The sequence below is a fragment of the Stenotrophomonas sp. Steno-C15 genome (assembly GCF_056393265.1).
This window is the reverse complement of the sequence record NZ_JBWJPF010000010.1, coordinates 116,665-140,716: the sequence shown is the minus strand read 5'-3', so window position 1 is coordinate 140,716 and position 24,052 is coordinate 116,665. Positions and strand designations below refer to the sequence as shown.

Annotated in this window: 22 protein-coding genes and 2 tRNA genes; 12 read left to right on the top strand and 12 right to left on the bottom strand. The window is 66.6% G+C overall.

The window, feature by feature from the left end:
- Positions 1-5 precede the first annotated feature (5 nt).
- From AC06FB_RS10245 to yidD, 3 genes are read right to left on the bottom strand one after another with little or no spacing between them, the layout of a single operon-like run.
- The gene (locus AC06FB_RS10245) at positions 6-851 is read right to left on the bottom strand and encodes a M23 family metallopeptidase (protein WP_262100359.1); all 846 of its coding nucleotides are present in this window, start codon (positions 849-851) and stop codon (positions 6-8) included.
- On the bottom strand, positions 851-2,197 hold the full coding sequence (locus AC06FB_RS10240) for a dihydroorotase (RefSeq protein ID WP_053519682.1): 1,347 nt from the start codon (positions 2,195-2,197) through the stop codon (positions 851-853). The genes AC06FB_RS10245 and AC06FB_RS10240 overlap by 1 nt, the downstream gene beginning before the upstream one ends.
- Before the next feature lies 1 nt (position 2,198).
- Positions 2,199-2,453, bottom strand: coding sequence for a membrane protein insertion efficiency factor YidD (gene yidD, locus AC06FB_RS10235; RefSeq protein ID WP_053519683.1), 255 nt, complete (start codon positions 2,451-2,453; stop codon positions 2,199-2,201).
- Between the two features lie 272 nt (positions 2,454-2,725).
- Here yidD and dksA point away from each other — a divergent pair, with 272 nt between their 5' ends.
- The gene (dksA, locus tag AC06FB_RS10230; protein WP_478053646.1) at positions 2,726-3,943 is read left to right on the top strand and encodes an RNA polymerase-binding protein DksA; all 1,218 of its coding nucleotides are present in this window, start codon (positions 2,726-2,728) and stop codon (positions 3,941-3,943) included.
- Between the two features lie 535 nt (positions 3,944-4,478).
- On the opposite strand, the gene AC06FB_RS10225 is transcribed toward dksA, so the two are convergent.
- From AC06FB_RS10225 to cysS, 3 genes are read right to left on the bottom strand one after another with little or no spacing between them, the layout of a single operon-like run.
- On the bottom strand, positions 4,479-5,726 hold the full coding sequence (locus tag AC06FB_RS10225; protein ID WP_478053645.1) for an MFS transporter: 1,248 nt from the start codon (positions 5,724-5,726) through the stop codon (positions 4,479-4,481).
- Positions 5,723-6,175: a SufE family protein gene (locus AC06FB_RS10220; RefSeq protein ID WP_053519686.1), complete on the bottom strand. Its 453-nt coding sequence runs from the start codon at positions 6,173-6,175 to the stop codon at positions 5,723-5,725. Before AC06FB_RS10220 ends, AC06FB_RS10225 begins: the two co-directional genes overlap by 4 nt.
- Before the next feature lie 35 nt (positions 6,176-6,210).
- Entirely contained in the window at positions 6,211-7,587 is a 1,377-nt protein-coding gene (cysS, locus tag AC06FB_RS10215) for a cysteine--tRNA ligase (RefSeq protein ID WP_065181932.1), read from the bottom strand.
- A gap of 187 nt (positions 7,588-7,774) precedes the next feature.
- Here cysS and AC06FB_RS10210 point away from each other — a divergent pair, with 187 nt between their 5' ends.
- The 11 genes from AC06FB_RS10210 (at position 7,775) to AC06FB_RS10160 (ending at position 19,079) form a co-directional block, all read left to right on the top strand.
- Positions 7,775-8,344, top strand: a complete 570-nt coding sequence (locus AC06FB_RS10210) for a glycine zipper 2TM domain-containing protein (RefSeq protein WP_193396139.1) — start codon at positions 7,775-7,777, stop codon at positions 8,342-8,344.
- A gap of 319 nt (positions 8,345-8,663) precedes the next feature.
- Complete coding sequence (locus tag AC06FB_RS10205; RefSeq protein WP_053519689.1) at positions 8,664-9,674, top strand: N-acetylornithine carbamoyltransferase; 1,011 nt, start codon at positions 8,664-8,666, stop codon at positions 9,672-9,674.
- Positions 9,675-9,734: 60 nt separating this feature from the next.
- A complete protein-coding gene (locus AC06FB_RS10200) occupies positions 9,735-10,931 on the top strand; it encodes an argininosuccinate synthase (protein WP_478053644.1) in 1,197 nt (398 codons plus the stop codon).
- A gap of 85 nt (positions 10,932-11,016) precedes the next feature.
- Complete coding sequence (locus tag AC06FB_RS10195) at positions 11,017-12,105, top strand: acetylornithine deacetylase (RefSeq protein ID WP_053519691.1); 1,089 nt, start codon at positions 11,017-11,019, stop codon at positions 12,103-12,105.
- Between the two features lie 75 nt (positions 12,106-12,180).
- Positions 12,181-13,509 carry an acetylglutamate kinase gene (locus AC06FB_RS10190; RefSeq protein ID WP_053519692.1) on the top strand — a complete coding sequence of 443 codons (1,329 nt, stop codon included), beginning with the start codon at positions 12,181-12,183 and terminating at the stop codon, positions 13,507-13,509.
- 3 nt (positions 13,510-13,512) lie between these two features.
- The gene (locus AC06FB_RS10185) at positions 13,513-14,115 is read left to right on the top strand and encodes a GNAT family N-acetyltransferase (RefSeq protein WP_065175501.1); all 603 of its coding nucleotides are present in this window, start codon (positions 13,513-13,515) and stop codon (positions 14,113-14,115) included.
- On the top strand, positions 14,112-15,065 hold the full coding sequence (gene argC / locus AC06FB_RS10180; protein ID WP_053519694.1) for an N-acetyl-gamma-glutamyl-phosphate reductase: 954 nt from the start codon (positions 14,112-14,114) through the stop codon (positions 15,063-15,065). Before AC06FB_RS10185 ends, argC begins: the two co-directional genes overlap by 4 nt.
- Positions 15,066-15,084: 19 nt before the next feature.
- A complete protein-coding gene (gene argH, locus AC06FB_RS10175) occupies positions 15,085-16,380 on the top strand; it encodes an argininosuccinate lyase (protein ID WP_065181935.1) in 1,296 nt (431 codons plus the stop codon).
- Positions 16,380-16,643 carry a YciI family protein gene (locus AC06FB_RS10170; protein ID WP_065181936.1) on the top strand — a complete coding sequence of 88 codons (264 nt, stop codon included), beginning with the start codon at positions 16,380-16,382 and terminating at the stop codon, positions 16,641-16,643. The genes argH and AC06FB_RS10170 overlap by 1 nt, the downstream gene beginning before the upstream one ends.
- Positions 16,644-16,653: 10 nt before the next feature.
- Complete coding sequence (gene proB, locus AC06FB_RS10165; RefSeq protein ID WP_074899354.1) at positions 16,654-17,811, top strand: glutamate 5-kinase; 1,158 nt, start codon at positions 16,654-16,656, stop codon at positions 17,809-17,811.
- Entirely contained in the window at positions 17,808-19,079 is a 1,272-nt protein-coding gene (locus tag AC06FB_RS10160; RefSeq protein ID WP_277380889.1) for a glutamate-5-semialdehyde dehydrogenase, read from the top strand. Before proB ends, AC06FB_RS10160 begins: the two co-directional genes overlap by 4 nt.
- Before the next feature lie 37 nt (positions 19,080-19,116).
- On the opposite strand, the gene AC06FB_RS10155 is transcribed toward AC06FB_RS10160, so the two are convergent.
- The 6 genes from AC06FB_RS10155 to AC06FB_RS10130 all read right to left on the bottom strand — a co-directional run bounded on the left by AC06FB_RS10155 (position 19,117) and on the right by AC06FB_RS10130 (position 23,842).
- On the bottom strand, positions 19,117-20,322 hold the full coding sequence (locus AC06FB_RS10155) for a CynX/NimT family MFS transporter (protein WP_277380888.1): 1,206 nt from the start codon (positions 20,320-20,322) through the stop codon (positions 19,117-19,119).
- A gap of 267 nt (positions 20,323-20,589) precedes the next feature.
- Positions 20,590-20,666: transfer RNA gene (locus AC06FB_RS10150), tRNA-Pro, on the bottom strand.
- Positions 20,667-20,807: 141 nt separating this feature from the next.
- Positions 20,808-20,884 (bottom strand) — tRNA-Pro (locus AC06FB_RS10145).
- Between the two features lie 55 nt (positions 20,885-20,939).
- Positions 20,940-21,056 carry a cytochrome bd-I oxidase subunit CydX gene (gene cydX, locus AC06FB_RS10140; protein ID WP_053520342.1) on the bottom strand — a complete coding sequence of 39 codons (117 nt, stop codon included), beginning with the start codon at positions 21,054-21,056 and terminating at the stop codon, positions 20,940-20,942.
- A 27-nt stretch (positions 21,057-21,083) separates the two neighbouring features.
- Positions 21,084-22,235: a cytochrome d ubiquinol oxidase subunit II gene (cydB, locus tag AC06FB_RS10135; protein WP_346475906.1), complete on the bottom strand. Its 1,152-nt coding sequence runs from the start codon at positions 22,233-22,235 to the stop codon at positions 21,084-21,086.
- A gap of 17 nt (positions 22,236-22,252) precedes the next feature.
- The gene (locus AC06FB_RS10130; RefSeq protein WP_478053643.1) at positions 22,253-23,842 is read right to left on the bottom strand and encodes a cytochrome ubiquinol oxidase subunit I; all 1,590 of its coding nucleotides are present in this window, start codon (positions 23,840-23,842) and stop codon (positions 22,253-22,255) included.
- Positions 23,843-24,052 lie beyond the last annotated feature (210 nt).

The following is a 24,052-nucleotide window of genomic DNA, read 5'->3' as shown; positions in this document are numbered from 1 at the left end:
GCGGGTTACTTCCGCTCCAGCACCAGCAGCGGATCGATGCGGGTGTCGAACCAGTTCATGCCCCAGTGCAGGTGTGGGCCGGTGGCACGGCCGGTGGCGCCGACTGCGGCGATCACCTGGCCTTGTTCCACACGGTCGCCAACTTTTACGTCGATGCGCGACAGATGCAGGAAGTTCGAGCTGACGCCGTAGCCATGGTCGATCAGCAGCGTGCCACCGGTCAGGTACAGGTCGGGGCCGGCAAAGGTGACCACGCCGGCGGCGGGTGCCTTCACCGGCGTGCCGGCCGGTACCGCGATGTCCATGCCGGAATGGCCGGCACCGGGCTGCCCGTTGTAGACGCGCGCGTTGCCGAAGCGGCCGCTGATGCGGCCCTGCACCGGCCAGATGAAGGTCTGGGTGAAGTCGGTGCGGTCATCGTCGCGGGCACGCGCGGCGGTTACCTGTGCCTGCTCGCGCTTGATCCGTTCGGCAATGGCGGGCGGAGGATTGACCGTCTTCGGCGGTACACCGTTGACCCGTTCGGTCGGCCAGTCACGCGGCGTCACCGAGATGGTGGCCGTTTCGCTGCCGCCGTCCGGGCGCTGCACCTGCACGCGCAGCGGCCCCTTTTCATCACGGCCGATACCGAACACCACGCTGCCGTAACCGCTCACGCGCAGCGAGCGGCCGGCATACTGCACGCGGCTGCCGGCGGGAACCTTGCCGATCACCAGCGCGCCCTGCGACGCACTGGCAGGAAACACCACGCGGCTGTCGATCAGGCTGCCGATGCCATCCTGGGCCTGTGCCGCAGATACGGCCCAGAGGGGGGCGGCAACCAGCACCCCCAACATGAGGAACCCACGCATCAGCGGTCGTAGGTCAAGCGCTGGCCGGCCGGCTCGCCCACCAGCGTGCTGCCGTCCCACACCCGCTGGCCGTTGACCCAGGTCGAGGCGATGCGCGACCGGAAGGTCGTGCCTTCAAACGGCGACCAGCCGCACTTGGAGAGCACGTCCTCGCGCTTGACCGTGAACGGCACGTCTTCCACCAGCACGAGATCGGCGAAATAGCCTTCGCGCAGGAAGCCGCGCTGTTCCACGTCGAACAGCTGGGCCGGGGCATGCGCGAATTTCTGCACCACCTGCTCACGGGTCAGTTTGCCCTCGTGCACGCGCTCCAGTGCGGCCACCAGCGCGTACTGCACCAGCGGCAGGCCGGACGGCGCCTGCGCATAGGGCTTCTGCTTCTCCTCCCAGGTGTGCGGGGCATGGTCGGTGGCCAGCACGTCCAGCACGTCGTCGGCCAGCGCGGCGGTGATCGCCTCGCGGTCGGCCACGTCCTTGATGGCCGGATTGCACTTGATCAGGTTGCCCTTGGTGGCGTAATCCGGGCGGGCGAAGTGCAGGAAGTGCACGCAGGTTTCGGCGGTGATCTGCTTGCGGCTGCCATCGGCCCGGATCAGCGGGCCCTTCTCGAACAGTGCCAGTTCGTCGGCGGTGGAGATATGCAGGACGTGCAGGCGGGTGCCGTGCTTGCGTGCCAGCGACAGCGCCAGCCGCGTCGACTTGATGCAGGCTTCGCGCGAACGGATGTCCGGGTGCATGTCCGGGGTCAGCGCGTCGCCGTATTTTTCCTGGAAGGCTTTCAGGTTGGCATCGATCATCGGCGTGTCTTCACAGTGCGTGATGATCGGCGTCGGACACTCGCGGAAGATCGCGTCCAGTGTTTCCGGGTTGTCCACCAGCATGTTGCCGGTGGACGCGCCCATGAACACTTTCACGCCCGGCGCCTTCTTCGGATCGAGCTGGCGGATGGCCTCAAGATTGTCGTTGCTGGCCCCGTGGTAGAAGCCGTAGTTGGCCCAGGCGCGGCCACGCGCCAGTTCGTACTTGGCTTCCAGGATGGTGGAGTCCAGCGTCGGCGGATTGGTGTTGGGCATGTCCATGAAGCTGGTCAGGCCACCGGCCACGGCCGCTGCCGATTCACTGGCGATATCGCCCTTGTGGGTCAGGCCCGGCTCGCGGAAGTGCACCTGGTCGTCGATCATGCCGGGCAACAGCCAGCGGCCGGCGGCGTCCACCACTTGCTCGCCCTCGCGCGGCGCCAGCCCGGTGCCGATCTGCGCGATGCGACCGTTCTCGATGCGCAGGTCGCCGTCGAAGGTGCGGCCTTCATTGACCATGCGGGCATTGGTGATGAGCGTGGAGGACATGTCAGTGTTTTCCTGTGCAACGGCATGAAGGGGTGTCGGTGCGTTCGGGCACGAGGTCGACACCGCCGGGGTGGAAGGGGTGGCAGCGGCCGAGCCGGCGCGCGGCCAGCCAGCTGCCGCGCAGCGGGCCATGCAGGGAGATGGCTTCCATCGCGTATTCAGAACAGCTGGGCACGAAACGGCAGCGTGGCCCCAGCAGGGGGCTGATGAAGCGCTTGTAGAAGCGCAGCAGGGCAATGAGCAGGCGCGAGATCACCCAGTCATCTTATGCCAGTTGGCATGAAGGCCGCATTTGTGCAGGATGGGCCGTTGGTCGCATGTCGCCGATGGCCTGCGACCGGTACCGGCACCTTCGGGTGCCGGCCAGGTTCCGTACCGCGCGAGGCGGTCCGTGTTCGTCGGACTGCCCCTTGGGGGCCTTGACTCCAGGACTGAATGGAGCGGGGCTGTCGAGGTTGCTGCTGCGGGTCGGGTAGGCTATAAAGGCCCGCTTTCCCGGGCCCCGGGGAATCCAAGGAAGAGCGTTTCGTGGCTGCTAAAAAAACTGCAAAGAAGGCCGCAAAGGCCGCCAAGAAAACCGCCAAGCCTGTTGTGAAGAAGTTGGCGGCAAAGCCCGTTGTCAAGAAGCCGGCGGCCAAGCCGGCGACCAAGGCAGCGTCCTCGCAACCGGCGGCCAGGAAGGCCACCGCGAAAAAAACGCCGGCCAAGGCAAGCAAAGCGGCCGTCAAGAAGGCCGCTGCGCCGGTCAAGGCCAAACCTGCTGCTGCCAGCAAGAAGGCGCCGGCAGTGAAAAAGGCCGCCAGCAAGGCGGTGCCGGTCAAGAAGGCTGCTGCCAAACCGGCTGCGAAGAAGCCGGCAGCCAAGCCGGCGCCGAAGGCGGCGGTGAAAAAGCCGGTTGCACCGCCAGCGGCAAAGAAGGCCGCGGCGCTCAAGCCGGCGGCCAAGCCTGCCGCTGTAAAGAAGGTCACCAAGAATATCGCCACGCCGGCTGCCAAGCCGGCACCGGCCCCCGTAGTGAAGTCCGCACCGAAGCCTGCCGCAACGCAGGCTCCGGCCAAGCCTGTCCCGGCGAAGACCGCGGCAGGTGCTGCAGCCAAACCGGCATGCAAGCCGGCCTCGGCCGCTGCATCTTCCGCATCGACCGCCCCGCAATCCAAGAATCCCGTGCCCGTTTCGAAATCGCCTGCCAAAACCGCCGTGAAATCCGATCCCGCTCCGAAGACCGTGTCGCGCCCTGTCGGCAAGGTCGCCGTGGCCGTCGCCGCCCGCTCGGCCGCCCCGGCCCCGCGCAGCAAGTACAAGGTCGTCGAGTACAAGACCGACGAGGCCACCGGCCGCCCGATCCTGCCGGCCGGTTACAAGCCGTCGTCGGAAGAGGAATACATGAGTCCGCTGCAGCAGGAGTACTTCCGCCAGCGCCTGCAGAACTGGCGCGCGGACCTGGTGGAGGAGTCCAAGCAGACCATCGAGAATCTGCGCGAGGAAGTGCGTGACATCGGCGACGAGGCCGAGCGTGCGACCCGTGAGACCGAGAACTCGCTGGAGCTGCGCACCCGCGACCGCTACCGCAAGCTGATCGGCAAGATCGACAGCACGCTCAAGCGCCTGGAAGCCGGTGATTACGGCTACTGCGTGGACACGGGTGAAGAGATCGGTCTGGAGCGCCTGGAAGCCCGCCTCACGGCCGAGCGCACCATCGACGCCCAGGAGCGTTGGGAGCACCTGCAGAAGCAGCAGGGCGACTGATTCCCGGTCGTTGTCTGGTCATGCAGAAAACCCGGCCTTGGCCGGGTTTTTTGTTGGGTTCACGTTGGCTGTGTAGGGCAGCGCCTTCCGGGTATCGGTGGAGCCCGCGGGTGTAAGCTCGGCCGCGGTATCTATGCCGCGGACGGTTCTGCCCGGCCCCACCCACAGGCTCTCGACGCATCCCTGCGTGCGCGGCCGATGTAGAGCCGAGCCCACGCTCGGCTCAGGCCGAAGCCGGAGGGCAAGGAATAGCAAAAGCAAAAGCAGCCAAGCATGGCTTGGCTCTACCAGGAGCGGTCATGCGTGCGCTCGCGGCTGTTGGGTCCGCCTTGTAGCGAGCCGAGCACCGCAGGGCACTGGCGCGCAGCGCCGGCTCGCGGATGGCGACGTGTTTCTTTGGTGACTTTCTTTGCACGAGCAAAGAAAGTTACACCCCGCCGCGGTCGCGGAAGAAGCCCGCCGGGCGCGGCCCGGCGCAAACCGCTGCGTGGGCGCACGGAAATGCGCAGCCGAGCATGGGCTCGCCTCTACAGGTTCACTGCAGATCGCGAAGATTCAACTTGCGCAGCGTCGGGTTCTTCCACGCGGTGATCCCGGCCACGCTCAGCACCGCGAAGCCCCCCAGCACCACTGCCGGTACCAGGCCGAGCAGCCGTGCCATCGTGCCGGCATAGAACGCGCCCAGTTCGTTGGACGAACTGATGAAGATGCCATTGATCGACGATACCCGCCCACGCATTTCCTCGGGCGTCGCCAGCTGCAGGATGGTCGAGCGGACCACCACCGACACGCCATCGAAGGCGCCGTAGAACAGCAGGATCAGCGCCGACAGCCAGAAGTGCTGCGACAGCCCGAAACCGATCACGCACAGCCCGAAGCCCGCGACCGCAGACAACAGCACCCGGCCGGCGTTGCGGTGCAGGGGGTGCCGGGCAAGCCACAGGCCCACGCCGATCGAGCCCAGAGCGGGCGCAGCGCGCAGGATGCCCAGCCCTTCGGGTCCATGGTGCAGGATCTCATGCAGGAAGGCGGGCAGCATTGCCACCACACCGCCCAGCAGCACCGAGAACATGTCCAGCGCCATCGCGCCGACCATGATGCGGTTGCCGACCACGAAGCGGGCACCTTCGGCGATGCTCTGGAAGATCGGTGCTGCGGGGCCGCTGTGCACCGGTTCCTCCACCTTCAGCGTGGCCAGGCAGGCCACTGCCACCAGCGCGAAGGCCGTCGCCACGCCATAGGACAGCTCCTTGCCTCCCAGGCCGACCAGTACGCCGCCCAGCGCCGGACCCACCACCATGCCGGCCTGGAACACCACGGCGCCCAGTCCCGCACCGCGTGCGAACTGCTCGCGCGCCAGCACGCGGGCGAACAATGCATTGTAGATCGGCGAAAGAAAGGCACGGACCATGCCGGTCAGTGCGATCGCCGCATAGATCGGCCATACGCCGTGGAACGGCAGCCAGCCCTTGGCCACGCTGGTCAGTACCAGTGCGGTGGCGATCAGGCCGGAGCAGGCGACCATTCCCAGCTTGCGCCGCGGTAGATGGTCGACCAGATAGCCGGCGAACGGGGCCACGCAGAAGAACGGCAGCACTTCGGCCAGACCGATCAGGCCCAGCGAGAACGGATTGCGGGTAACTTCGTAGATGTGCCAGCCGACGGTGACGGCCACCACCTGGTAGGACAACATGGCGAAGATGCGGTAGGCCAGCAGCTTGGCGAAGCCCGGCCGGGCCAGCAGGCCCAGCGCCGTGTCTTCGGCCGGGGCGGTCCCGCTCACGGGTGTCCGCGCTGCAGCTGGGCCTGCGCCGTCTCGCGGATGAAGGCCAGCATCGCTGCGACGCCGTTGCTGCGGGTCGGCGAAAGATGGCGGGCCAGGCCGATGTCCTGGATGTAGCTCGGCTGCGTGTCCAGGATTTCCTGTGCCGAGCGCCCGGAATAGACACGCAGGGCCAGGAAGATCAGGCCGGAGACGATCGCCGAATCACTGATGGCGTGGAAGCGCAGCGACTGCGCATTGCCTTCCGGAACGATCCAGACCATCGACTGGCAGCCGAGCAGGCGGTGTTCTTCGGTCTTCCACTCTTCGGGGAAGGCCGGCAGCTTGCGGCCGAGGTCGATCAGGTACTGGTAGCGCTCGGACCAGTCGCCGAAGAAGCCGAATTCCTCGGCGATGGCGGCCTGGGCCTCGGCGGTGGTGGGTTCAAGCGGGAACGGGGAGTCGATCACTGCAATCTCTTCGGTGGGGGCGTGGCGGGCGCGGATCAGCCGCGCTTGCGCGACCAGCGCACGCCCTGCGGGGTGTCTTCCAGCACGATGCCTTCGGCGGCCAGCTGGTCGCGGATGGCGTCGGAGCGGGCGAAGTCACGCGCCTTCTTGGCGGCGGCGCGTTCATCGATGAGGCCCTGGATGCGCGCATCCTCGCCATCATCGTGGGCAACGGTGCCGAACCACTGCGCCGGGTCGGCCTGCAGCAGGCCCAGCGCCAGACCCGCACCGAGCAGCTCGCCTTTCAGGCGCGCCTGTTCGGCCGGCTCGATGGCGCGGCGTGCTTCGGCGGCGATGCGCGCCAGTTCGGCCAGTGCCTGTGGCGTGTTGAGGTCGTCATCCAGGGTTGCCTCGATCGTGGCCGGGATCACCGCCACGGCCGGAACCGCGGCGAGCTCGCGCAGGGTGCCGTAGAGGCGGTCCAGCGTGCGCACCGACTGTTCGATCAGCGCGTCGGACCAGTCCAGCGGCTGCCGGTAGTGGGCCGACAGCAGGGCCAGGCGCAGCGCTTCCGGCGGGTGCTGGCGCACCAGGTCGTGCACGCGTTCGATGTTGCCCAGCGACTTGCTCATCTTGGCACCACCGAAATTGAGCATGCCGTTGTGCAGCCAGAAGCGGGCGAAGATCTTTCCGCCATGGGCGCATTCGCTCTGCGCGATTTCGTTCTCGTGGTGCGGGAACTGCAGGTCGACACCACCGGCATGGATGTCGATGGTCTCGCCCAGATGGGCGGCAGCCATCGCCGAGCATTCGATGTGCCAGCCGGGGCGGCCACGGCCCCACGGCGACGCCCAGCCCGGCAGGTCGTCGGTGGACGGCTTCCACAGCACGAAATCGCCTGGATCGCGCTTGTACGGCGCGACATCGACGCGGGCGCCGGCCAGCATTTCTTCCGGGTCGCGGCGGGAGAGCTTGCCGTAGCCATCGAAGCTGGCCACGGCGAACAGCACGTGGCCCTCGGCAGCATAGGCATGACCGTTGGCGATGAGCTGCTCGATCATGGTGATGATCTGCGGCATGTGCGCGGTCACTTCCGGTTCGATGTCCGGCGGCACCACGCCCAGCGCGGCCATGTCCTCGCGGTAGGCGGCGGCGAAACGGTCGGTGATGGTGCTGATCGGCACCCCCTGTTCGCGCGCGGCCGTGTTGATCTTGTCATCCACGTCGGTGATGTTGCGGGCGTAGCGAAGGGCGCCGAAACGCCGCCGCAGCAGGTCGGCCAGCACGCCGAACACCACCGGCCCACGGGCATTGCCGATGTGCACGTAGTTGTAGACCGTCGGGCCGCACACATACAGGGTCGGACAGGCCGGGTCGAGCGGAATGAACGGTTCGAGCTGGCGTGTCAGGTTGTTGTGCAGGCGCAGGGTCATGGGGGTGTGGCTGGGGGACAAGCCTGCGATTTTAGAACGTGTCGGCCCCCTTTGGGGCGACCGCCTGCCACCGGTGGACCCGGGGGCCACCCAGGTGGGGTGGGCAGGAGCGGCGCGGACGGGTAATGTTCAGCCCCTTGCGCTCGTCACTGCCTACACTATTGCCGTGTCCTTGCTCCCGTCGCCAATGAAATCCACCGCGTTGCTGACCCTGGCCTGGCTGTCGGCGTTGCCGGCCGTGGCTCTGGCCCAGGAGGGGGAGCCGCGCAACCGGGTGGTGATCGTGGAGAACGTGAAGTTCGACTACGCCCAGGTGCTGAACGTCGAGCCGGTGTTCCAGACCCTGCGCGCGACCCGGACCGAGGAGCACTGCGAGCCGGTGTCGACCCGGACCCTGGCCCCGGTGAATGTCACCGGCGAGGAGCCGACGGAGGACAAGGGCCGGATCAGCCGCTTCTGGGACTCGGTGCGCTCGATGTTCAAGCGCAGCGACGAGGAGGCGGTGGACGAGACCGCAGCCGAGGCGCCCACCGCGCCCACCGGTCCCACCAACAACGGGCCGATGCTGACCCGCGACTGCCGGATCGTTCCCGTCGGGCGCGAGTTCCGTCGGCCCATCGCGTACGACGTGGATTACGTCTACAGGGGCACCAAGTACCGCTCGCGCCTGCCGGAAGACCCTGGCAACCGGCTCAAGGTCCGGGTCTCGATCACGCCCTGGGTCGGCCCGGAGCAGGGCACGGCCAGCAATCCCTGATTCTGGGACCCCGGCCCCTTGCGCCGGCGCCGGCCGCGTGCAAAGATGCCCGGCCATGAAGCTCACCGACTTCCAGCACGACAGCAGCGCAGCCCGACAGGCGTCGGGTATGACCTCGCGTGCCCGTCGACCGGAACCCCACATTCTCGCTGGGTAACCGGAGCTTTTTGCTGTTCGTCCGATAGAAACCCAGCCCGCCGGCTGGGTTTTTTCGTTTCCGCTTCCTGAAAGCTTCAACTGCAACGATTTCACCCCACCTTTGGTTTCCGCATTTCCCTTCCACCGCGTCGAACCTGACGCCGCCACGCAAGGAAAGATGATGTCCCCCAAGCACTTCCTGAACACCCAGGACTGGAGCCGCAGCGAGCTTGATGCGCTGCTGACCCAGGCAGCGCTGTTCAAGCGCAACAAGCTCGGCGACCAGCTCAAGGGCAAGTCGATCGCGCTGGTGTTCTTCAATCCGTCGATGCGCACCCGCACCAGCTTCGAGCTGGGCGCGTTCCAGCTGGGTGCGCACGCGGTGGTGCTGCAACCGGGCAAGGATGCGTGGCCGATCGAGTTCAACCTCGGCACGGTGATGGACGGCGATACCGAAGAACATATCGCCGAAGTGGCCAAGGTGCTGGGCCGCTACTGCGACATCATCGCCGTGCGCGCGTTCCCGAAGTTCGTGGACTGGGCCTATGACCGCCAGGACATCGTGCTCAACAGCTTCGCCAGGTATTCGCCGGTGCCGGTGATCAACATGGAGACCATCACCCACCCGTGCCAGGAACTGGCTCACGTGATGGCGCTGCAGGAGCACTTCGGCACCCAGGACCTGCGCGGCAAGAAGTACGTGCTGACCTGGACCTATCATCCCAAGCCGCTGAATACCGCCGTGGCCAACTCGGCGCTGACCATAGCCACCCGCATGGGCATGGACGTGACCCTGCTGTGCCCGACCGCCGACTACATTCTCGACGACCGCTACATGGGCTGGGCCGAGCAGAACGTGGCCGAGAGCGGCGGTTCGCTGAAGATCAGCCATGACATCGACAGCGCCTACGCCGGTGCCGATGTGGTCTACGCCAAGAGCTGGGGCGCGCTGCCGTTCTTCGGCAACTGGGAGCCGGAAAAGCCGATCCGCGACCAGTTCAAGCACTTCATCGTCGACGAACGCAAGATGGCACTGACCAACAACGGTGTCTTCAGCCACTGCCTGCCGCTGCGCCGCAACGTGAAGGCGACCGACGCGGTGATGGACTCGCCGCAGTGCATCGCCATCAACGAGGCCGAGAACCGCCTGCACGTACAGAAGGCGATCATGGCGGCGGTTGCCGGGCGCTGATTCTTTCCCATTCAAAAACCCCGCCGGGCATGGCCCGGCGCTACCAGGACATTACCCCCCATGAGCAACAAAGACGTCGTCCTCGCCTTCTCCGGTGGCCTCGATACCAGCTTCTGCGTGCCGTACCTGCAGGAGCGCGGCTACAACGTGCATACCGTGTTCGCCGACACCGGCGGCGTGGATGATGAAGAGCGTGATTTCATCGAGAAGCGTGCCGCCGAGCTGGGCGTGACCAGCCATGTCACCGTCAACGGTGGCCCGGCCATCTGGGAGGGCTTCGTCAAGCCGTTCGTGTGGGCGGGCGAGGGCTACCAGGGCCAGTACCCGCTGCTGGTCTCGGACCGCTACCTGATCGTCGATGCCGCGCTGAAGCGTGCCGCCGAGTTGGGCACCAACATCATCGCCCACGGCTGCACCGGCATGGGCAACGACCAGGTCCGCTTCGATCTGGCGGTGAAGGCGCTGGGCGACTACCAGATCATCGCGCCGATCCGCGAGATCCAGAAGGAGCACACCCAGACCCGCGCCTACGAACAGAAGTACCTGGAAGAGCGTGGTTTCGGCGTGCGCGCCAAGCAGCAGGCCTACACCATCAATGAGAACCTGCTGGGCGTGACCATGTCCGGTGGCGAGATCGACCGCTGGGAAGCTCCGGGCGAGGGCGCACGTGGCTGGTGCTCGCCGCGCAGTGAATGGCCGGAACAGGCGCTGACCGTCACCCTGAAGTTCGTCGAGGGCGAAGCGGTCGAGCTCGACGGCAAGGCATTGCCGGGCGACCAGATCCTGGCCCAGCTCAACAAGCTGTTCGCTCCGTACGGCGTGGGCCGTGGCGTGTACACCGGCGACACCGTGATCGGCCTGAAGGGCCGCATCGTGTTCGAGGCCCCTGGCCTGGTTTCGCTGCTGGCCGCCCACCGCGCGCTGGAAGACACGGTGTTGACCAAGCAGCAGAACCGCTTCAAGCCGGACGTGGCGCGCAAGTGGGTGGAGCTGGTCTACGAAGGCTTCTATCACGACCCGCTGAAGACCGACATCGAAGCGTTCCTGAAGTCCTCGCAGGCCAAGGTCAACGGCGAAGTGGTACTGGAGACCCGTGGCGGGCGCGTGGACGCGGTGGCGGTGAAGTCGCCGCATCTGCTCAACACCAAGGGCGCCACCTATGCGCAGTCGGCCGACTGGGGCGTGGAAGAGGCGGAAGGCTTCATCAAGCTGTTCGGCATGAGCTCCACGCTGTACGCGCAGGTCAATCGCGGTTGACCGCGATTGCGCTGGGGCGCTCCAGCAGAGGCGATACGGTAGCGCCGGGCCATGCCCGGCGGAATTTCACAGGAACTGTTGATTCATGCTTGAACAGACACTCGATCACCTGCAGGCCCTGGTGTCCTTCGACACTCGCAACCCGCCGCGCGCGATCAGCACCGCTGGCATCTTCGATTACCTGCGCGCCAACCTGCCGGGTTTCACCGTTGAAGTGATCGATCACGGGGCCGGTGCGGTCAGCCTGTATGCCGTGCGCGGCACACCGAAGTACCTGTTCAACGTGCATCTGGACACGGTGCCGGATTCGCCACACTGGACTGCCGACCCGCACGTGATGCGCCGCCTGGACGATCGTGTGGTCGGCCTGGGCGTGTGTGACATCAAGGGCGCTGCGGCGGCGCTGGTGGCTGCGGCCAATGCCAGTGACGGCGACGCCGCGTTCCTGTTCTCCAGCGACGAGGAAGCAAACGATCCACGCTGCATTGCCGCGTTCCTGGCCCGTGGCATTGCCTATGACGCGGTGTTGGTGGCCGAGCCGACCATGAGCGAGGCCGTGCTCGCGCACCGTGGCATCAGCTCGGTGCTGATGCAGTTCGCCGGCCGTGCGGGCCATGCGTCCGGCAGGCAGGATGCCGCCGCCAGTGCGCTGCACCAGGCGATGCGCTGGGGCAATCGGGCCCTGGATCATGTGGATTCCCTTGCATCTGCACGCTTCGGTGGCCTGACCGGCCTGCGTTTCAACATCGGGCGCGTCGAAGGCGGGATCAAGGCCAACATGATCGCACCGGCAGCCGAAGTGCGTTTCGGCTTCCGCCCCCTGCCCTCGATGGACATCGATGCGCTGCTGGCGACCTTCGCGGGTCTTGCCGAACCGGAAGCCGCGCTGTTCACCGAAACCTTCCGTGGCCCCAGCCTCCCGGCCGGTGACATCGCCGAAGCCGAGAACCGCCGTCTGCTGGCGCGTGACGTGGCCGATGCGCTGGAGCTGCCGATCGGCAACGCGGTGGACTTCTGGACCGAGGCCTCGCTGTTCTCCGCGGCAGGCTATACCACGCTGGTGTTCGGCCCCGGCGACATTGCCCAGGCCCACACGGCCGATGAGTTCGTGACGCTGGAGCAGCTGCAACGCTATACCGACGCCGTGCACCGCATCATCGGCGCCGGCGCCTGATCAACCCCACAACGCCGCCACGCCCCGGCATGGTGGAACTGCAACGCGGCGACCGCCGCCCGTGACGAAACCGAAATGTCTCCTGCCCTCCAGCCCCACCGCCAGACCCGCCAGACCATCGTGCGCCTGCTGTCCAGCATGGCCAGCGCGAAGGAGATCAGCCAGTACCTCAAGCGCTTCTCGCAGCTGGACGCCAAGCGCTTCGCCGTGGTCAAGGTCGGTGGCGCCGTGCTGCGCGACGATCTTGAAGCGCTGACCTCCTCGCTGTCCTTCCTGCAGGAAGTCGGGCTGACCCCGATCGTGCTGCACGGTGCCGGCCCTCAGCTGGACGCCGAGCTGTCCGCTGCTGGCATCGAGAAGCAGACCGTCAACGGCCTGCGCGTGACCTCGCCGGAAGCACTGGCGATCGTGCGCCGGGTGTTCCAGCAATCCAACCTGCGCCTGGTCGAAGCCCTGCAGCAGAATGGAGCGCGTGCCACCTCGATCACCGGTGGCGTGTTCGAGGCCGAGTACCTGGACGTGGACACCTACGGCCTGGTCGGTGAAGTGAAGAAGGTCAACCTGGCGCCGATCGAAGCCAGCCTGCGCGCCGGATCGATCCCGGTCATCACCAGCCTGGGTGAGACCGCCGGCGGACAGATCCTGAACGTCAATGCCGACTTTGCCGCCAACGAACTGGTGCAGGAACTGCAGCCGTACAAGATCATCTTCCTGACCGGTACCGGTGGCCTGCTGGACGAGGCGGGCAACGTCATCGATTCAATCAACCTGTCCACCGAGTACGACCACCTGATCGCACAGCCGTGGATCCACGGCGGCATGAAGGTCAAGATCGAACAGATCAAGGATCTGCTCGATCGCTTGCCGCTGGAATCGTCGGTGTCGATCACCCGCCCGGCCGATCTGGCCAAGGAACTGTTCACCCACAAGGGCTCAGGCACGCTGGTGCGCAAGGGCGAGAAGGTGCTGCGTGCGGCCACGTGGGACGAGTTGGATCTGCCACGCCTGAAGGGCCTGATCGAATCCAGCTTCGGCCGCACCCTGGTGCCGGACTACTTCCAGAAGACCAGGCTGCTGCGCGCGTACGTCAGCGAGAACTATCGGACGGCCGTCATCCTGACCAACGAGGCCGAAGGTGTCTATCTGGACAAGTTCGCCGTGCTCGATGATGCGCAGGGCGAGGGCCTGGGGCGTGCGGTCTGGAACGTGATGCTGGAGGAAACGCCTCAGCTGTTCTGGCGCTCGCGTCACGGCAATCCGATCAATCACTTCTACTACGCCGAATCCGACGGCTGCTACAAGCAGGACCAGTGGAAGGTGTTCTGGTTCGGTGCCGATGGCATCGACCGCATCCGCACCTATGTCGATCACTGCGCTGCACGCGCACCGAGCCTGCAGGGCTGAACGATGACCGTCACCGACACCTGGGCGACGGTGCCGACCCTGCGCGGCCAGCATGTGACGCTGCAGCCCTTGCAGCAGGGACACGTGGACGGCCTGCGTGCCGCGCTGGAAGGCAGCGGACTGGACCGGCTCTGGTACACCCAGGTGCCGGCGCCGGCACAGGCAGGCGCCTACGTACAGGCCGCACTGCAGGCGCAGGCGGAGGGCAGGGTGCTGCCCTTCGTCATCCGTGATGCCGCTGGCGACATCGTCGGCAGCACCCGCTTCTATGACCTCGATGCTGCCGTGCCCAGGCTCAGTCTCGGCTATACCTGGTATGCACCGCGCGCGCAGCGTACCGGTGCCAACACCGAGGCCAAGCTGTTGCTGCTGCAGCATGCCTTCGAAGTCATGGGCTGCATCAGCGTGGTGCTGGAAACCAGCTGGTTCAACACCACCTCGCGCACCGCCATCGCCCGCCTGGGGGCCAAGCAGGATGGCGTGCTGCGCAACCACAAGCGACATGCCGACGGCACGCCGCGCGACACCGTCATCTTTTCCATCATCGATGCGGAATGGCAGGGCGTGAAGCGCCACCTGCAGTACCGTCTGGACAGCCACGCATGAACGATTCGATTTTCTCCCTGGGCATCATCGGTGCCCGCGGCCATACCGGTGCCGAACTGATCAAGCTCGTTGCCGCGCATCCGCGCCTGCGCCTGGCGTTCGTATCCTCGCGCGAACGTGCAGGGCAGCGCCTGTCTGACCATCATCCGGAAGTGCAGGGTGACCTGCGCTACGAGAACCTCGACGCCGACGCGGTGGCGGCCAAGGGCGTGGACGCGGTGATCCTGGCGCTGCCCAATGGCCTGGCCGCACCGTTCGTGGCCGCGCTTGAAAGCGCCCGGCCCGATACGGTGATCGTGGACCTGTCGGCCGACTACCGCTTCGATCACAGCTGGTACTACGGTCTGCCGGAGCTGACCCGCGGTCGCTACACCGGGCAGAAGCACATCAGCAATCCTGGCTGCTACGCCACCGCGATGCAGCTGGCGATCCATCCGCTGCTGGACCTGCTGGCCGGGCCCCCGCAGTGCTTCGGCGTGTCCGGCTACTCCGGTGCGGGCACCACGCCCTCCGACAAGAACAACGTCGAACTGCTGGCCGACAACCTGATGCCGTACGCGCTGACCAACCACGTGCACGAGCGCGAGGTGTCGGTGCAGCTGGGGGTGGCAGTGGAGTTCATGCCGCATGTGGCGCCCCATTTCCGCGGCATCACCCTGACCGCCAATCTGTGGTTGAACCGCGCACAGACGCGCGAGCAGATCGTCGAGCGTTTCCAGCAGGCCTATGCCGGCGAAGCACTCATCGAGGTGGTGGATGACGCGCCGTGGGTCAGCCGCATCGCCGGCCGCCACGGTGCCCAGATCGGTGGCTTCACCCTGGCCCCGGGTGGCAAGCGGGTGGTGGTGGTGGCGACGCTGGACAACCTGCTGAAGGGCGCGGCCACCCAGGCCATGCAGAATCTCAACCTTGCGCTGGGCATCGACGAACTGACGTCGATCCCGCACTGAACCCGCATCCGGAGCCCCCATGGCAGACCTTCTTTGGCAGAAACCCGGCGTCGCTGTCGACGCCCAGATCCAGACCTTCCTCGCCGGCGATGACGTGATCCTCGACCGTGAGTTCTTCCTGCATGACATCGCGGCCAGCGCCGCGCATGCACAGGGCCTGCAGCACATCGGCATCCTCGCCGCCAGCGAGCTGGAGGGCCTGCTGCGCGAACTGGAGGTGCTGGCAGACGACTTCCGCGCAGGCCGTTTCGTGCTGGATACGCGCTATGAAGACGGTCACTCGGCGATCGAAGCGCGCCTGACCGAGCGGTTGGGTGATGCCGGCCGCAAGATCCACACCGGTCGCAGCCGCAATGACCAGATCCTGGTCGCCACGCGCCTGTGGCTGAAGGAAAAGCTGCAGCGCGTCGCCCAGCTCAGCGCCGAGGTGGCCAAGGTCGCGCTCGACCGCGCTCAGGCGGAAAAGGACCTGCCGGTGCCGGGCTATACGCACATCCAGCGAGCCGTCGTGTCCTCGGCGGGCATGTGGTGGGCCGGCTGGGCGGAAGCCTTCATCGACAATGCCATCCGTGCACGTGACACCCATGCGCTGGTCGATGCCAACCCGCTGGGTACCGCCGCCGGGTATGGCGTGAACCTGCCGCTGGACCGTGAACACACCACGGCCGCGCTTGGTTTCGCGCGCATGCAGGTATCACCGATCTATGCACAGCTGTCGCGCGGCAAGTTCGAGCTGGCCGCCCTGGAGGCGCTGGGTGGCGCTACCCTGGACCTGCGTCGCATCGCCTGGGACCTGTCGCTGTTCACCAGCGCCGAATTCGGCTTCGTCGCACTGCCGGCGCAGTACACCACCGGCAGCTCGATCATGCCGAACAAGCGCAACCCCGATGTGATCGAACTGATGCGTGCCACCCACGCCAGCGTTGCTGCGGCGCGCACCGAAATCGAACAGCTGCTGTCGCTGCCGTCCGGCTACCATCGTGATCTGCAGTCGTCCAAGGGGGCCATCTTCCACGGCTTCGGTCGCGGCCTGGCCGCGCTGGAACTGCTGCCGGCGCTGCTGGCCAATCTGGAATGGCGCGAGGACAGGCTGCGCGCGGCGATCGACTCCGGCATGTATGCCACCGACGTCGCGGTCGAGGCCGCCGTGGCCGGCGTGCCGTTCCGCGACGCCTACAAGGCCGCCGCGGCAGGTGCCGACAGCGCAGGGCAGGGACGCACGCCGGAGGGCAGCCTGGCCGCGCGTGTCTCGCCGGGTTCGGCATCGGACCTGCGCCTGGATGAGCTGCGCGCGCGCTGGCAGGCGCTGTCCTGATGGCGGGCACCGTCTATCTGGTCCTGGCCATGCGCCGGCCCGGCTTCAGTGCCGCCGCTGTGCAGCCGCATCTGGATTTCCTCGATGGACTGCGTGCGCAGGGCCAGCTGCAGCTCACCGGTGGTTTCGCCGACGGCAGCGGCGGTGCCTACGTGCTGTGCAACGTGGAGAGCCTCGCACAGGCGCAGGCCATCGTCGCCACGGATCCGCTGGTGACGATGCAGGCCTCCGAGCTGACCGTGCACGAATGGAATACCCGCTGAGAGCCCGGCCATGACCCCGCACGCCGCCCCCGTCGCTTCGCCGTTTCCCGAACAGGCGCTGCCGCCATGGCGACGTGCCGTCCTGAAGGTGGGCAGCAGCCTGCTCGCTGCCGATGGAGGCGGCCTGTCACCACGCCATGCGCTGGGCCTGGCCCAGTTCGTCTCGGCCAATGTGCTGGCCGGCCGCGAAGTGGTGATCGTCTCGTCCGGCGCGGTCGCCGCCGGCCGCGCGATCCTGCCGCGTGCCGATGAGCCGGGCGCTGCGATGGCCGCGCGGCAGGCACTGGCTGCGCTTGGCCAGGCGCAGCTGATCGGCCTGTGGCAGCGCTTCTTCGAGCGCCCGGTCGCGCAGGTGCTGCTGACCCACGACGACCTGCGCAACCGCCGCCGCTACCTCAACGCCCGCGCCACCCTCACCGAACTGCTGCGGCTGGGTGCGCTGCCGGTGGTGAACGAGAACGACACCGTCTCGGTGGATGAACTCAAGCTCGGCGACAACGACAACCTGGCCGCGACCGTGGCGGCGCTGGTCGATGCCGACGCATTGTTCATCGCCACCGACATCGATGGCCTGTACAGCGCCGATCCGCGCACCGTGGCCGACGCGAGGCCGCTGCACGATGTGCCGGAACTGGGCCCGGACGTGCTGGCGATGGCCGGCGGCGCCGGCTCGCGCGCGGGCACCGGGGGCATGCGTACCAAGCTGGAGGCCGCAGCCAAGGCCGGCCGGCTGGGTATCGAAACCTATCTGTTCAACGGCCGCAGCGGCGAGGTGGTGCGCGCGCTGGCGCAGGATCGCCTGTTCGGCACCCGGATCCATGCCGCACGCAGCCGTGAAGCGGCGCGCAAGCACTGGCTGCGCCATGCCCCCCTGGCCGATGGCGCGATCGTGATCGACGCCGGCGCGGCGCAGGCGATGCGCGAGAAGGGCGCTTCGCTGCTGCCCGGCGGCATCACCGGTGCCGACGGTGATTTCCGCCGGGGCGACATGGTGCAGGTGTGCTGGAACACCGCCGAAGGGCGGGTCTGCGTTGCCCGTGGTGTCAGCCAGTACGCGGCTGACGACGTGCGCCGCATCGCTGGCCGCCATTCGCGCGACATCCAGGCCGTACTGGGCTACAACTATGGGGGCAGCGTCGTCCATCGTGACGATCTGGTGCTGCCATGACCGGACCGCAGGACACCCCGATGAGTGACATCCAAGCACAGGCACGCGCCTGCCGTGACGCGGCCCAGGCGGTTGCAGGCCTCGACAGCGAAGCGCGGCGCGCGCTGCTGCAGGCCATGGCACAGGCACTGGAAGTGAATGCCGGCCAGATCCTGGCCGGCAATGCGCGCGACCTGGCCGCCGCGCGCGACAAGGGCGTCGGCAGTGCCATGCTGGACCGGCTGGCACTGGACCCGCCGCGTCTGCTGGCGATGGCCGACGCGGTGCGTGAGGTTGCCGCGTTGCCCGATCCAGTCGGGCAGGTGACCCGCGACGACGTCCGCCCCAATGGCATCCGCGTGCAGAAAGTGCGGGTGCCGCTGGGCGTGATCGCGATGATCTACGAGGCGCGCCCGAACGTGACCGCCGAAGCGGCCGCACTGTGCCTGAAGGCAGGCAACGGCGTGATCCTGCGTGGTGGCTCCGAGGCGATCCATTCCAATACCGCCATTGCCCAGGCATTGGCCGGTGCGTTGCAGGCCAACGGTGTTCCCCCCGCAGCGGTGACTGTACTGACCGACCTGCGGCGTGAGGCGATGCTGGAGCTGCTGCAGCTGCACGAGCTGATCGACCTGGCGATTCCGCGGGGCGGCGAAGGCCTGATCCGCTTTGTCGCCGAACACGCGCGCGTGCCGGTGATCAAGCACTACAAGGGCGTCTGCCATCTGTTCGTGGACGCCAGCGCCGATCTCGACCAGGCCGTCGGCCTGCTGGTCGATGGCAAGTGCAGCCGGCCGGCCGCATGCAATTCACTGGAGACGCTGCTGGTGCATCGGCGCGTGGCGGCGGAGTTCCTGCCGCGCGTGGCGCAGTCGCTTGGCGAACGGGGCGTACAACTGCGTGCGGATGCCCACGCGCGTCCGTTGCTGCCGGGCAGCACCGAGGCGACCGACGAGGACTACGCAGCCGAATTCCTCGATCTGGTGTTGGCCGTGCGCGTCGTCGATGATCTCGATGCGGCAATCGCGCATATCCGCCGCTACACCTCCGATCACACCGAAGTGATCGCGACCACCGATGCCGTCAATGCCGAGCGGTTCGTCAATGCGCTGCGCTCGGCGGTGGTGATGGTCAACGCGTCCTCGCGCTTTTCGGACGGCGGCCAGCTTGGGCTGGGCAGCGAGATCGGCATCTCCACCACGCGCCTGCATGCCTATGGTCCGATGGGGCTGGAGGCACTGACGGTCGAGCGCTTCGTGGTCCGCGGCGAGGGTCAGACGCGGGTCTGACCCGGCAGCCGCCAGGCCTGCGCCGGCGGCGAGCCGTTTACCAGAGGTCTTCCAGCTTTCGCGGCTTGCAGGCCACCCACGATGCGCACAGCATCAGCGTGGCGCAGCCGAACAGGAAGCCGAACGGCAGCGTCCAGCCGTTGCTGACGGTATGCAGCCAACCGACCAGGAACGGACCCAGGCAGCTGAAGCTGTAACCCACGCCCTGCATGAAGCCGGACAGCGCGGCGGAACCGGTCGGGGTACGCGTGCGCAGGTTGATCAGGGTCAGCGCCAGCGGGAAGGTCGAGGGGCCCACGCCGAGCAGGCAGGCCCACAGCAGCGGCGCCTTCATGGGGGCCAGCAGCAGGCCGGCAAAGGCGATCACGAATGACGAATAGCCGATCAGGACCAGCGGGAACGGATTCTGCAGGCGCACCGCCATCGACGGAATGACCAGCGACGGCAACAGGCCCAGCGCCGAGAACACCGCCACCATCACCCCACCGAACGCAGGTGTGGCGCCGGCTTCGACCACGATGCGCGGCAGCCAGGTGAACATCGAATAGGTCATCAGCGATGTCATGCCGAACATCAGCGTCATGCTCCAGCCCAACGAGGTGCGCCAGACCTTGCCGTGAGGCTGCGCGGTGGGATCGGCAACGTCGGCCTGCGGCTTCGGTGCGCGCCTGGCCAGTACCAGCCACGGCAGCGCGGCGGCCAATGCCAGCAATGCCCACATGCCCAGCGATACGCGCCAGCCGGCCGCGCTGGCCACCGGCACCGCCAGCAGTGCCGGCAGCATGGTGCCCAGCTGCAGCACGCTGATGTAGAGCGTGCTCATGGTGCCGACCTTATTGGCGAAGTAGCGCTTCACCAGCGGCGGCACCACCACGTTGCCGATGCCCATTCCAGCCAGCGCGACGACCGCGCCCAGCAGCAGGGTGCCGACGTTGCCGGCGCTGGAGCGCAGCAGCAGGCCTGCCGTGGCCAGGATCATCGCCAGCAGGGTGGTGCGCTCCAGGCCCAGGCGCCGGGCCACAGCCGGCGTGGCCACGCCGAACAGCGCGAACGAGGCGGTCGGCAGCATGCCCAGTACGCCGGTCATGGTGGTGCCGAATCCGAACTGCTGGCCCAGTACGTCCAGCAGCGGGGTGATCGAGGTGACGGCAGTGCGCAGGTTGACCGCCGCCAGCAGGATGGCGGCGAATGCCAGAACGCGGCCGTGCAGCAGCGACGGCGATTCGGGTGAGGAGGAGCTCATGGTGGTCCTTGCAGGTGTCGCACGCCGCCACAGTGGCGTGCAGCGCCGGCATCGGTCTACGCCGACGCGGCGGGTGGGGGAGTGGGCATCATTGTACGTGGCTGGCGGGCGGGGCGAGGTCCCGTCGGCGCAATCTGTCGCTATCGGCACTTTCCGGCACGCTGCGGCGCGCCTCTCCGGCGTCGCGTCCGGCGGGTCGCTGGACGGCAGACACAAAAAAACCCGGAGGACGATGGCGTCTTCCAGGCTTCTTGGTGACCACCGGAGTGGTCGGGGAGACAGGATTCGAACCTGCGACCTCTACGTCCCGAACGTAGCGCTCTACCAGACTGAGCTACACCCCGAAGGGAGCCGCCTATTCTAGCCATTCACCCCGATGGCGGCAAGGGGTGAACGCCGTTTCCTTCACGCTGCCGGGGGCAGCGGCTCTTCAGGGAACAAAAAAGCCTGGACGACTTCACCAGGCTTCAATGCGACCACCGAAGTGGTCGGGGAGACAGGATTCGAACCTGCGACCTCTACGTCCCGAACGTAGCGCTCTACCAGACTGAGCTACACCCCGAAGGAGCCGCCTAAGATACCGTGTGAAGGCCTGGGCGGCAAGGTTTTTTTACATTTCAGCGACGATTCTCTGTGTCGATGCGGTTCTGTTCGCGGGCTTCGAACCACATGCCGTTGAGGATGGCGACCGTCGAGGCGAGGCCGGCGCCGAGGATCCAGGCGAAATACCACATGTTCGGTTCTCCTTGGGAGGCAGGGGATCAGTAGGCGTTGGGGTTGCTGCCCATTTCATCGCTGGTGGTCTTGCCCTTGAGCACGCGGTACACCCAGGTGGTGTAAGCAAGGATGATCGGCAGGAACACCACCGTGGCCAGCAGCATGATCCACAGGGTCAGATGGCTGGACGAGGCATCCCACACGGTCAGGCTGGAGGTGGGCTGGCTGGAGGACGGCAGCAGGAACGGGAAGATCGCGAAGCCGACGGTCAGGATGATGCCGGCGATGGCTGCGCCGGAGGCGATGAAGGCCAGGCCGCCGCGACGGGCACGCAGCAGCACCGCGCTGGCGAGCAGGCCAAGCAGGCCGACCAGCGGCGCCAGCAGGGTCGCCGGCATGGTGCTGTAGTTGCGCATCCAGCCGCCGGCCGCGCCCAGCTCGGCGCTCTTCAGCAGCGGGTTGGTGGCGCCGTCGGTGATCACCTGCGAGGTGATCTGGTAGCCCGGCAGGCCGAAGGCCACCCAGGCTCCCCCCACCGCGAACAGTGCGAAGGCGATCAGCGCGGCAATGCTGCCAAAGCGTGCCGAGCGGTCAGCCACCGGGCCATCGGTCTTGATCACCAGCATCGCCGCACCGTGGGCCACCAGCATGGAAACACTGAGCAGGCCGGCCAGCAGCGCGAACGGCATCAGCAGCCCGAAGAACGAGCCGGTGTAGAAGATGCGCATGCTGTCATCGAAGTGGAACGGCACGCCCAGCAGGACGTTGCCCACCGCCACGCCCATGATCAGCGCAGGGATGAAGCCGCCGATGAACAGCGCCCAGTCCCAGGTGTTGCGCCAGCGCTCGCCCGGCATCTTGCTGCGGAACTTGAAGCCGACCGGGCGCAGGATCAGGGCAAACAGGATGACGAACATCGCCAGGTAGAAGCCTGAGAAGCTGACCGCGTACAGCGGCGGCCAGGCGGCGAAGATCGCACCGCCACCCAGGATCAGCCACACCTGGTTGCCTTCCCATACCGGGCCGATGGTGTTGATCACCAGCCGGCGCTCGGCGTCGGTGCGGGCCACGAAAGGCAGCAGCGTGCCCACTCCCAGGTCGAAACCATCCATCACCGCGAAGCCGATCAGCAGGATGCCGAGCAGCAGCCACCAGATCACGCGCAGCGTGGTGTAGTCCAGAAGAATGAAATCCATCTTGGTTTTCTCCTGCCTCAGGCCTGGCCGGCGGCCGGCGCTGCGGCATTGGGGGAAGCATGCGGGCGGGGCGACTGCAGCGACGGCAGCACCTCGTCCGGACCCTTGCGGATCGCCTTGAGCATCAGCTTGATCTCGACCACGATCAGTGCGGTGTAGATCGCGGTGAAGCCGGCCAGGGTCAGCACGATCTGGTGCAGGGCCAGGCCCGATGCCGCGTAGAACGTCGGCAGCACGCCATCAACCGCCCAGGGCTGACGGCCGTACTCGGCCACGAACCAGCCGCATTCGATCGCGATCCACGGTGCCGGCAGCGTCCACAGGGCCAGCGTGAGGAACCAGCGCTTGTCCTGGAAGTTGTTGCGGCACGAGTAGTAGAAGGCCAATGCGAAGAAGGCGATCAGATAGAAGCCCAGGCCCGCCATCACGCGGAAGGTCCAGAACAGCGGCATCACGCGCGGCACGGTATCCATTGCCGCCTGCGAGATCTGTTCGGGGGTGGCGTTGAGGATGTCCTCGCGGTAGCGCTTGAGCAGCAGCCCATGGCCCAGATCCTGCCAGTGGCGGTCGAACATCTCACGGGCTTCGACGTCGTTCTTGTTGGCGCGCAGGCGCTCCAGCGCACCGTAGGCGAGCTGGCCGCCGCGTACGCGGTGCTCGGCGCGCTCCACCAGTTCCAGGATGCCCGGGATCGGCTGGTCCAGTGAACGGGTGGCGATCAGGCCCATCAGGTATGGGATCTTCACCGCATAGTCGTTCTGGTGCGTCTGCTGGTTGGGAATGCCGAAGGCGGTGAAGTCCGCCGGGGCACGCTCGGTCTCCCACATCGCCTCGATCGCGGCCAGCTTCATCTTCTGGTGCTCGCTGGCGGCGTAGCCACTCTCATCGCCCAGCACCACCACCGACAGCGATGACAGCAGGCCGAACGCAGCGGCCACCGCGAACGAACGGCGGGCCAGGTCCTTGTGCTTGTTGCGCAGCAGGAACAGGGCACTGATCGACATCACGAACACCGCGCCGGTCACGTAGCCGGCGCTGACGGTATGCACGAACTTGGCCTGCGCCACCGGGTTGAACACCACGGCCATGAAATCGACCACTTCCATGCGCATGGTTTCCGGGTTGAACACCGCGCCGGTGGGGTTCTGCATCCAGCCGTTGGCGATCAGGATCCACACCGCCGACAGGTTGGTGCCCAGCGCCATCAGCCAGGTGACCGTCAGGTGCTTGACCTTGCTCAGGCGGTTCCAGCCGAAGAAGAACAGGCCGACGAAGGTGGCTTCCAGGAAGAAGGCCATCAGCCCTTCGATCGCCAGCGGCGCACCGAAGATGTCACCCACATAATGGCTGTAGTACGACCAGTTCATGCCGAACTGGAATTCCATGACGATGCCGGTGGCCACGCCCATGGCGAAGTTGATGCCGAACAGCACGCCCCAGAACAGGGTCATCCGGCGCCAGATCTCCTTGCCGGTCATCACGTAGACACTCTCCATGATGGCGACCATGAACGACAGGCCCAGGGTGAGTGGTACGAATAGGAAGTGGTACATCGCGGTCAGCGCGAATTGCAGCCGCGACAGTTCTACGACTGTCTGATCAATCATGGCCTGGCTACCTCGTTGGATAGTGCCGTTGCAGGTGGCGGGAAGGGTGGTCTACGACGTGAATGATGTGACCGACTACTTCAGACAGCCTTGATCCAGATCAATGTATGAACAGGTACGCGAAGAGATCGTATGCGGGCCCTGTGAAAACTGCGACCCCTGGCCGCAGGGGGAGGCTGTTGCCTGTGCCTACAATGCCATCCATCCTCC

What these genes read in the sequence shown, in the direction of transcription:
- AC06FB_RS10185 (WP_065175501.1), top strand. Translation starts at nt 13,513, where the DNA reads ATGACCGTCACCGACACCTGGGCGACGGTGCCGACCCTGCGCGGCCAG.
- AC06FB_RS10240 (WP_053519682.1), bottom strand. Translation starts at nt 2,197, where the DNA reads ATGTCCTCCACGCTCATCACCAATGCCCGCATGGTCAATGAAGGCCGC.
- AC06FB_RS10200 (WP_478053644.1), top strand. Translation starts at nt 9,735, where the DNA reads ATGAGCAACAAAGACGTCGTCCTCGCCTTCTCCGGTGGCCTCGATACC.
- AC06FB_RS10130 (WP_478053643.1), bottom strand. Translation starts at nt 23,842, where the DNA reads ATGATTGATCAGACAGTCGTAGAACTGTCGCGGCTGCAATTCGCGCTG.
- AC06FB_RS10195 (WP_053519691.1), top strand. Translation starts at nt 11,017, where the DNA reads ATGCTTGAACAGACACTCGATCACCTGCAGGCCCTGGTGTCCTTCGAC.
- AC06FB_RS10205 (WP_053519689.1), top strand. Translation starts at nt 8,664, where the DNA reads ATGTCCCCCAAGCACTTCCTGAACACCCAGGACTGGAGCCGCAGCGAG.
- AC06FB_RS10245 (WP_262100359.1), bottom strand. Translation starts at nt 851, where the DNA reads ATGCGTGGGTTCCTCATGTTGGGGGTGCTGGTTGCCGCCCCCCTCTGG.
- cysS (WP_065181932.1), bottom strand. Translation starts at nt 7,587, where the DNA reads ATGACCCTGCGCCTGCACAACAACCTGACACGCCAGCTCGAACCGTTC.
- cydX (WP_053520342.1), bottom strand. Translation starts at nt 21,056, where the DNA reads ATGTGGTATTTCGCCTGGATCCTCGGCGCCGGCCTCGCCTCGACGGTC.
- argH (WP_065181935.1), top strand. Translation starts at nt 15,085, where the DNA reads ATGGCAGACCTTCTTTGGCAGAAACCCGGCGTCGCTGTCGACGCCCAG.
- proB (WP_074899354.1), top strand. Translation starts at nt 16,654, where the DNA reads ATGACCCCGCACGCCGCCCCCGTCGCTTCGCCGTTTCCCGAACAGGCG.
- AC06FB_RS10190 (WP_053519692.1), top strand. Translation starts at nt 12,181, where the DNA reads ATGTCTCCTGCCCTCCAGCCCCACCGCCAGACCCGCCAGACCATCGTG.
- argC (WP_053519694.1), top strand. Translation starts at nt 14,112, where the DNA reads ATGAACGATTCGATTTTCTCCCTGGGCATCATCGGTGCCCGCGGCCAT.
- AC06FB_RS10210 (WP_193396139.1), top strand. Translation starts at nt 7,775, where the DNA reads ATGAAATCCACCGCGTTGCTGACCCTGGCCTGGCTGTCGGCGTTGCCG.
- cydB (WP_346475906.1), bottom strand. Translation starts at nt 22,235, where the DNA reads ATGGATTTCATTCTTCTGGACTACACCACGCTGCGCGTGATCTGGTGG.
- AC06FB_RS10170 (WP_065181936.1), top strand. Translation starts at nt 16,380, where the DNA reads ATGGCGGGCACCGTCTATCTGGTCCTGGCCATGCGCCGGCCCGGCTTC.
- AC06FB_RS10160 (WP_277380889.1), top strand. Translation starts at nt 17,808, where the DNA reads ATGACCGGACCGCAGGACACCCCGATGAGTGACATCCAAGCACAGGCA.
- AC06FB_RS10155 (WP_277380888.1), bottom strand. Translation starts at nt 20,322, where the DNA reads ATGAGCTCCTCCTCACCCGAATCGCCGTCGCTGCTGCACGGCCGCGTT.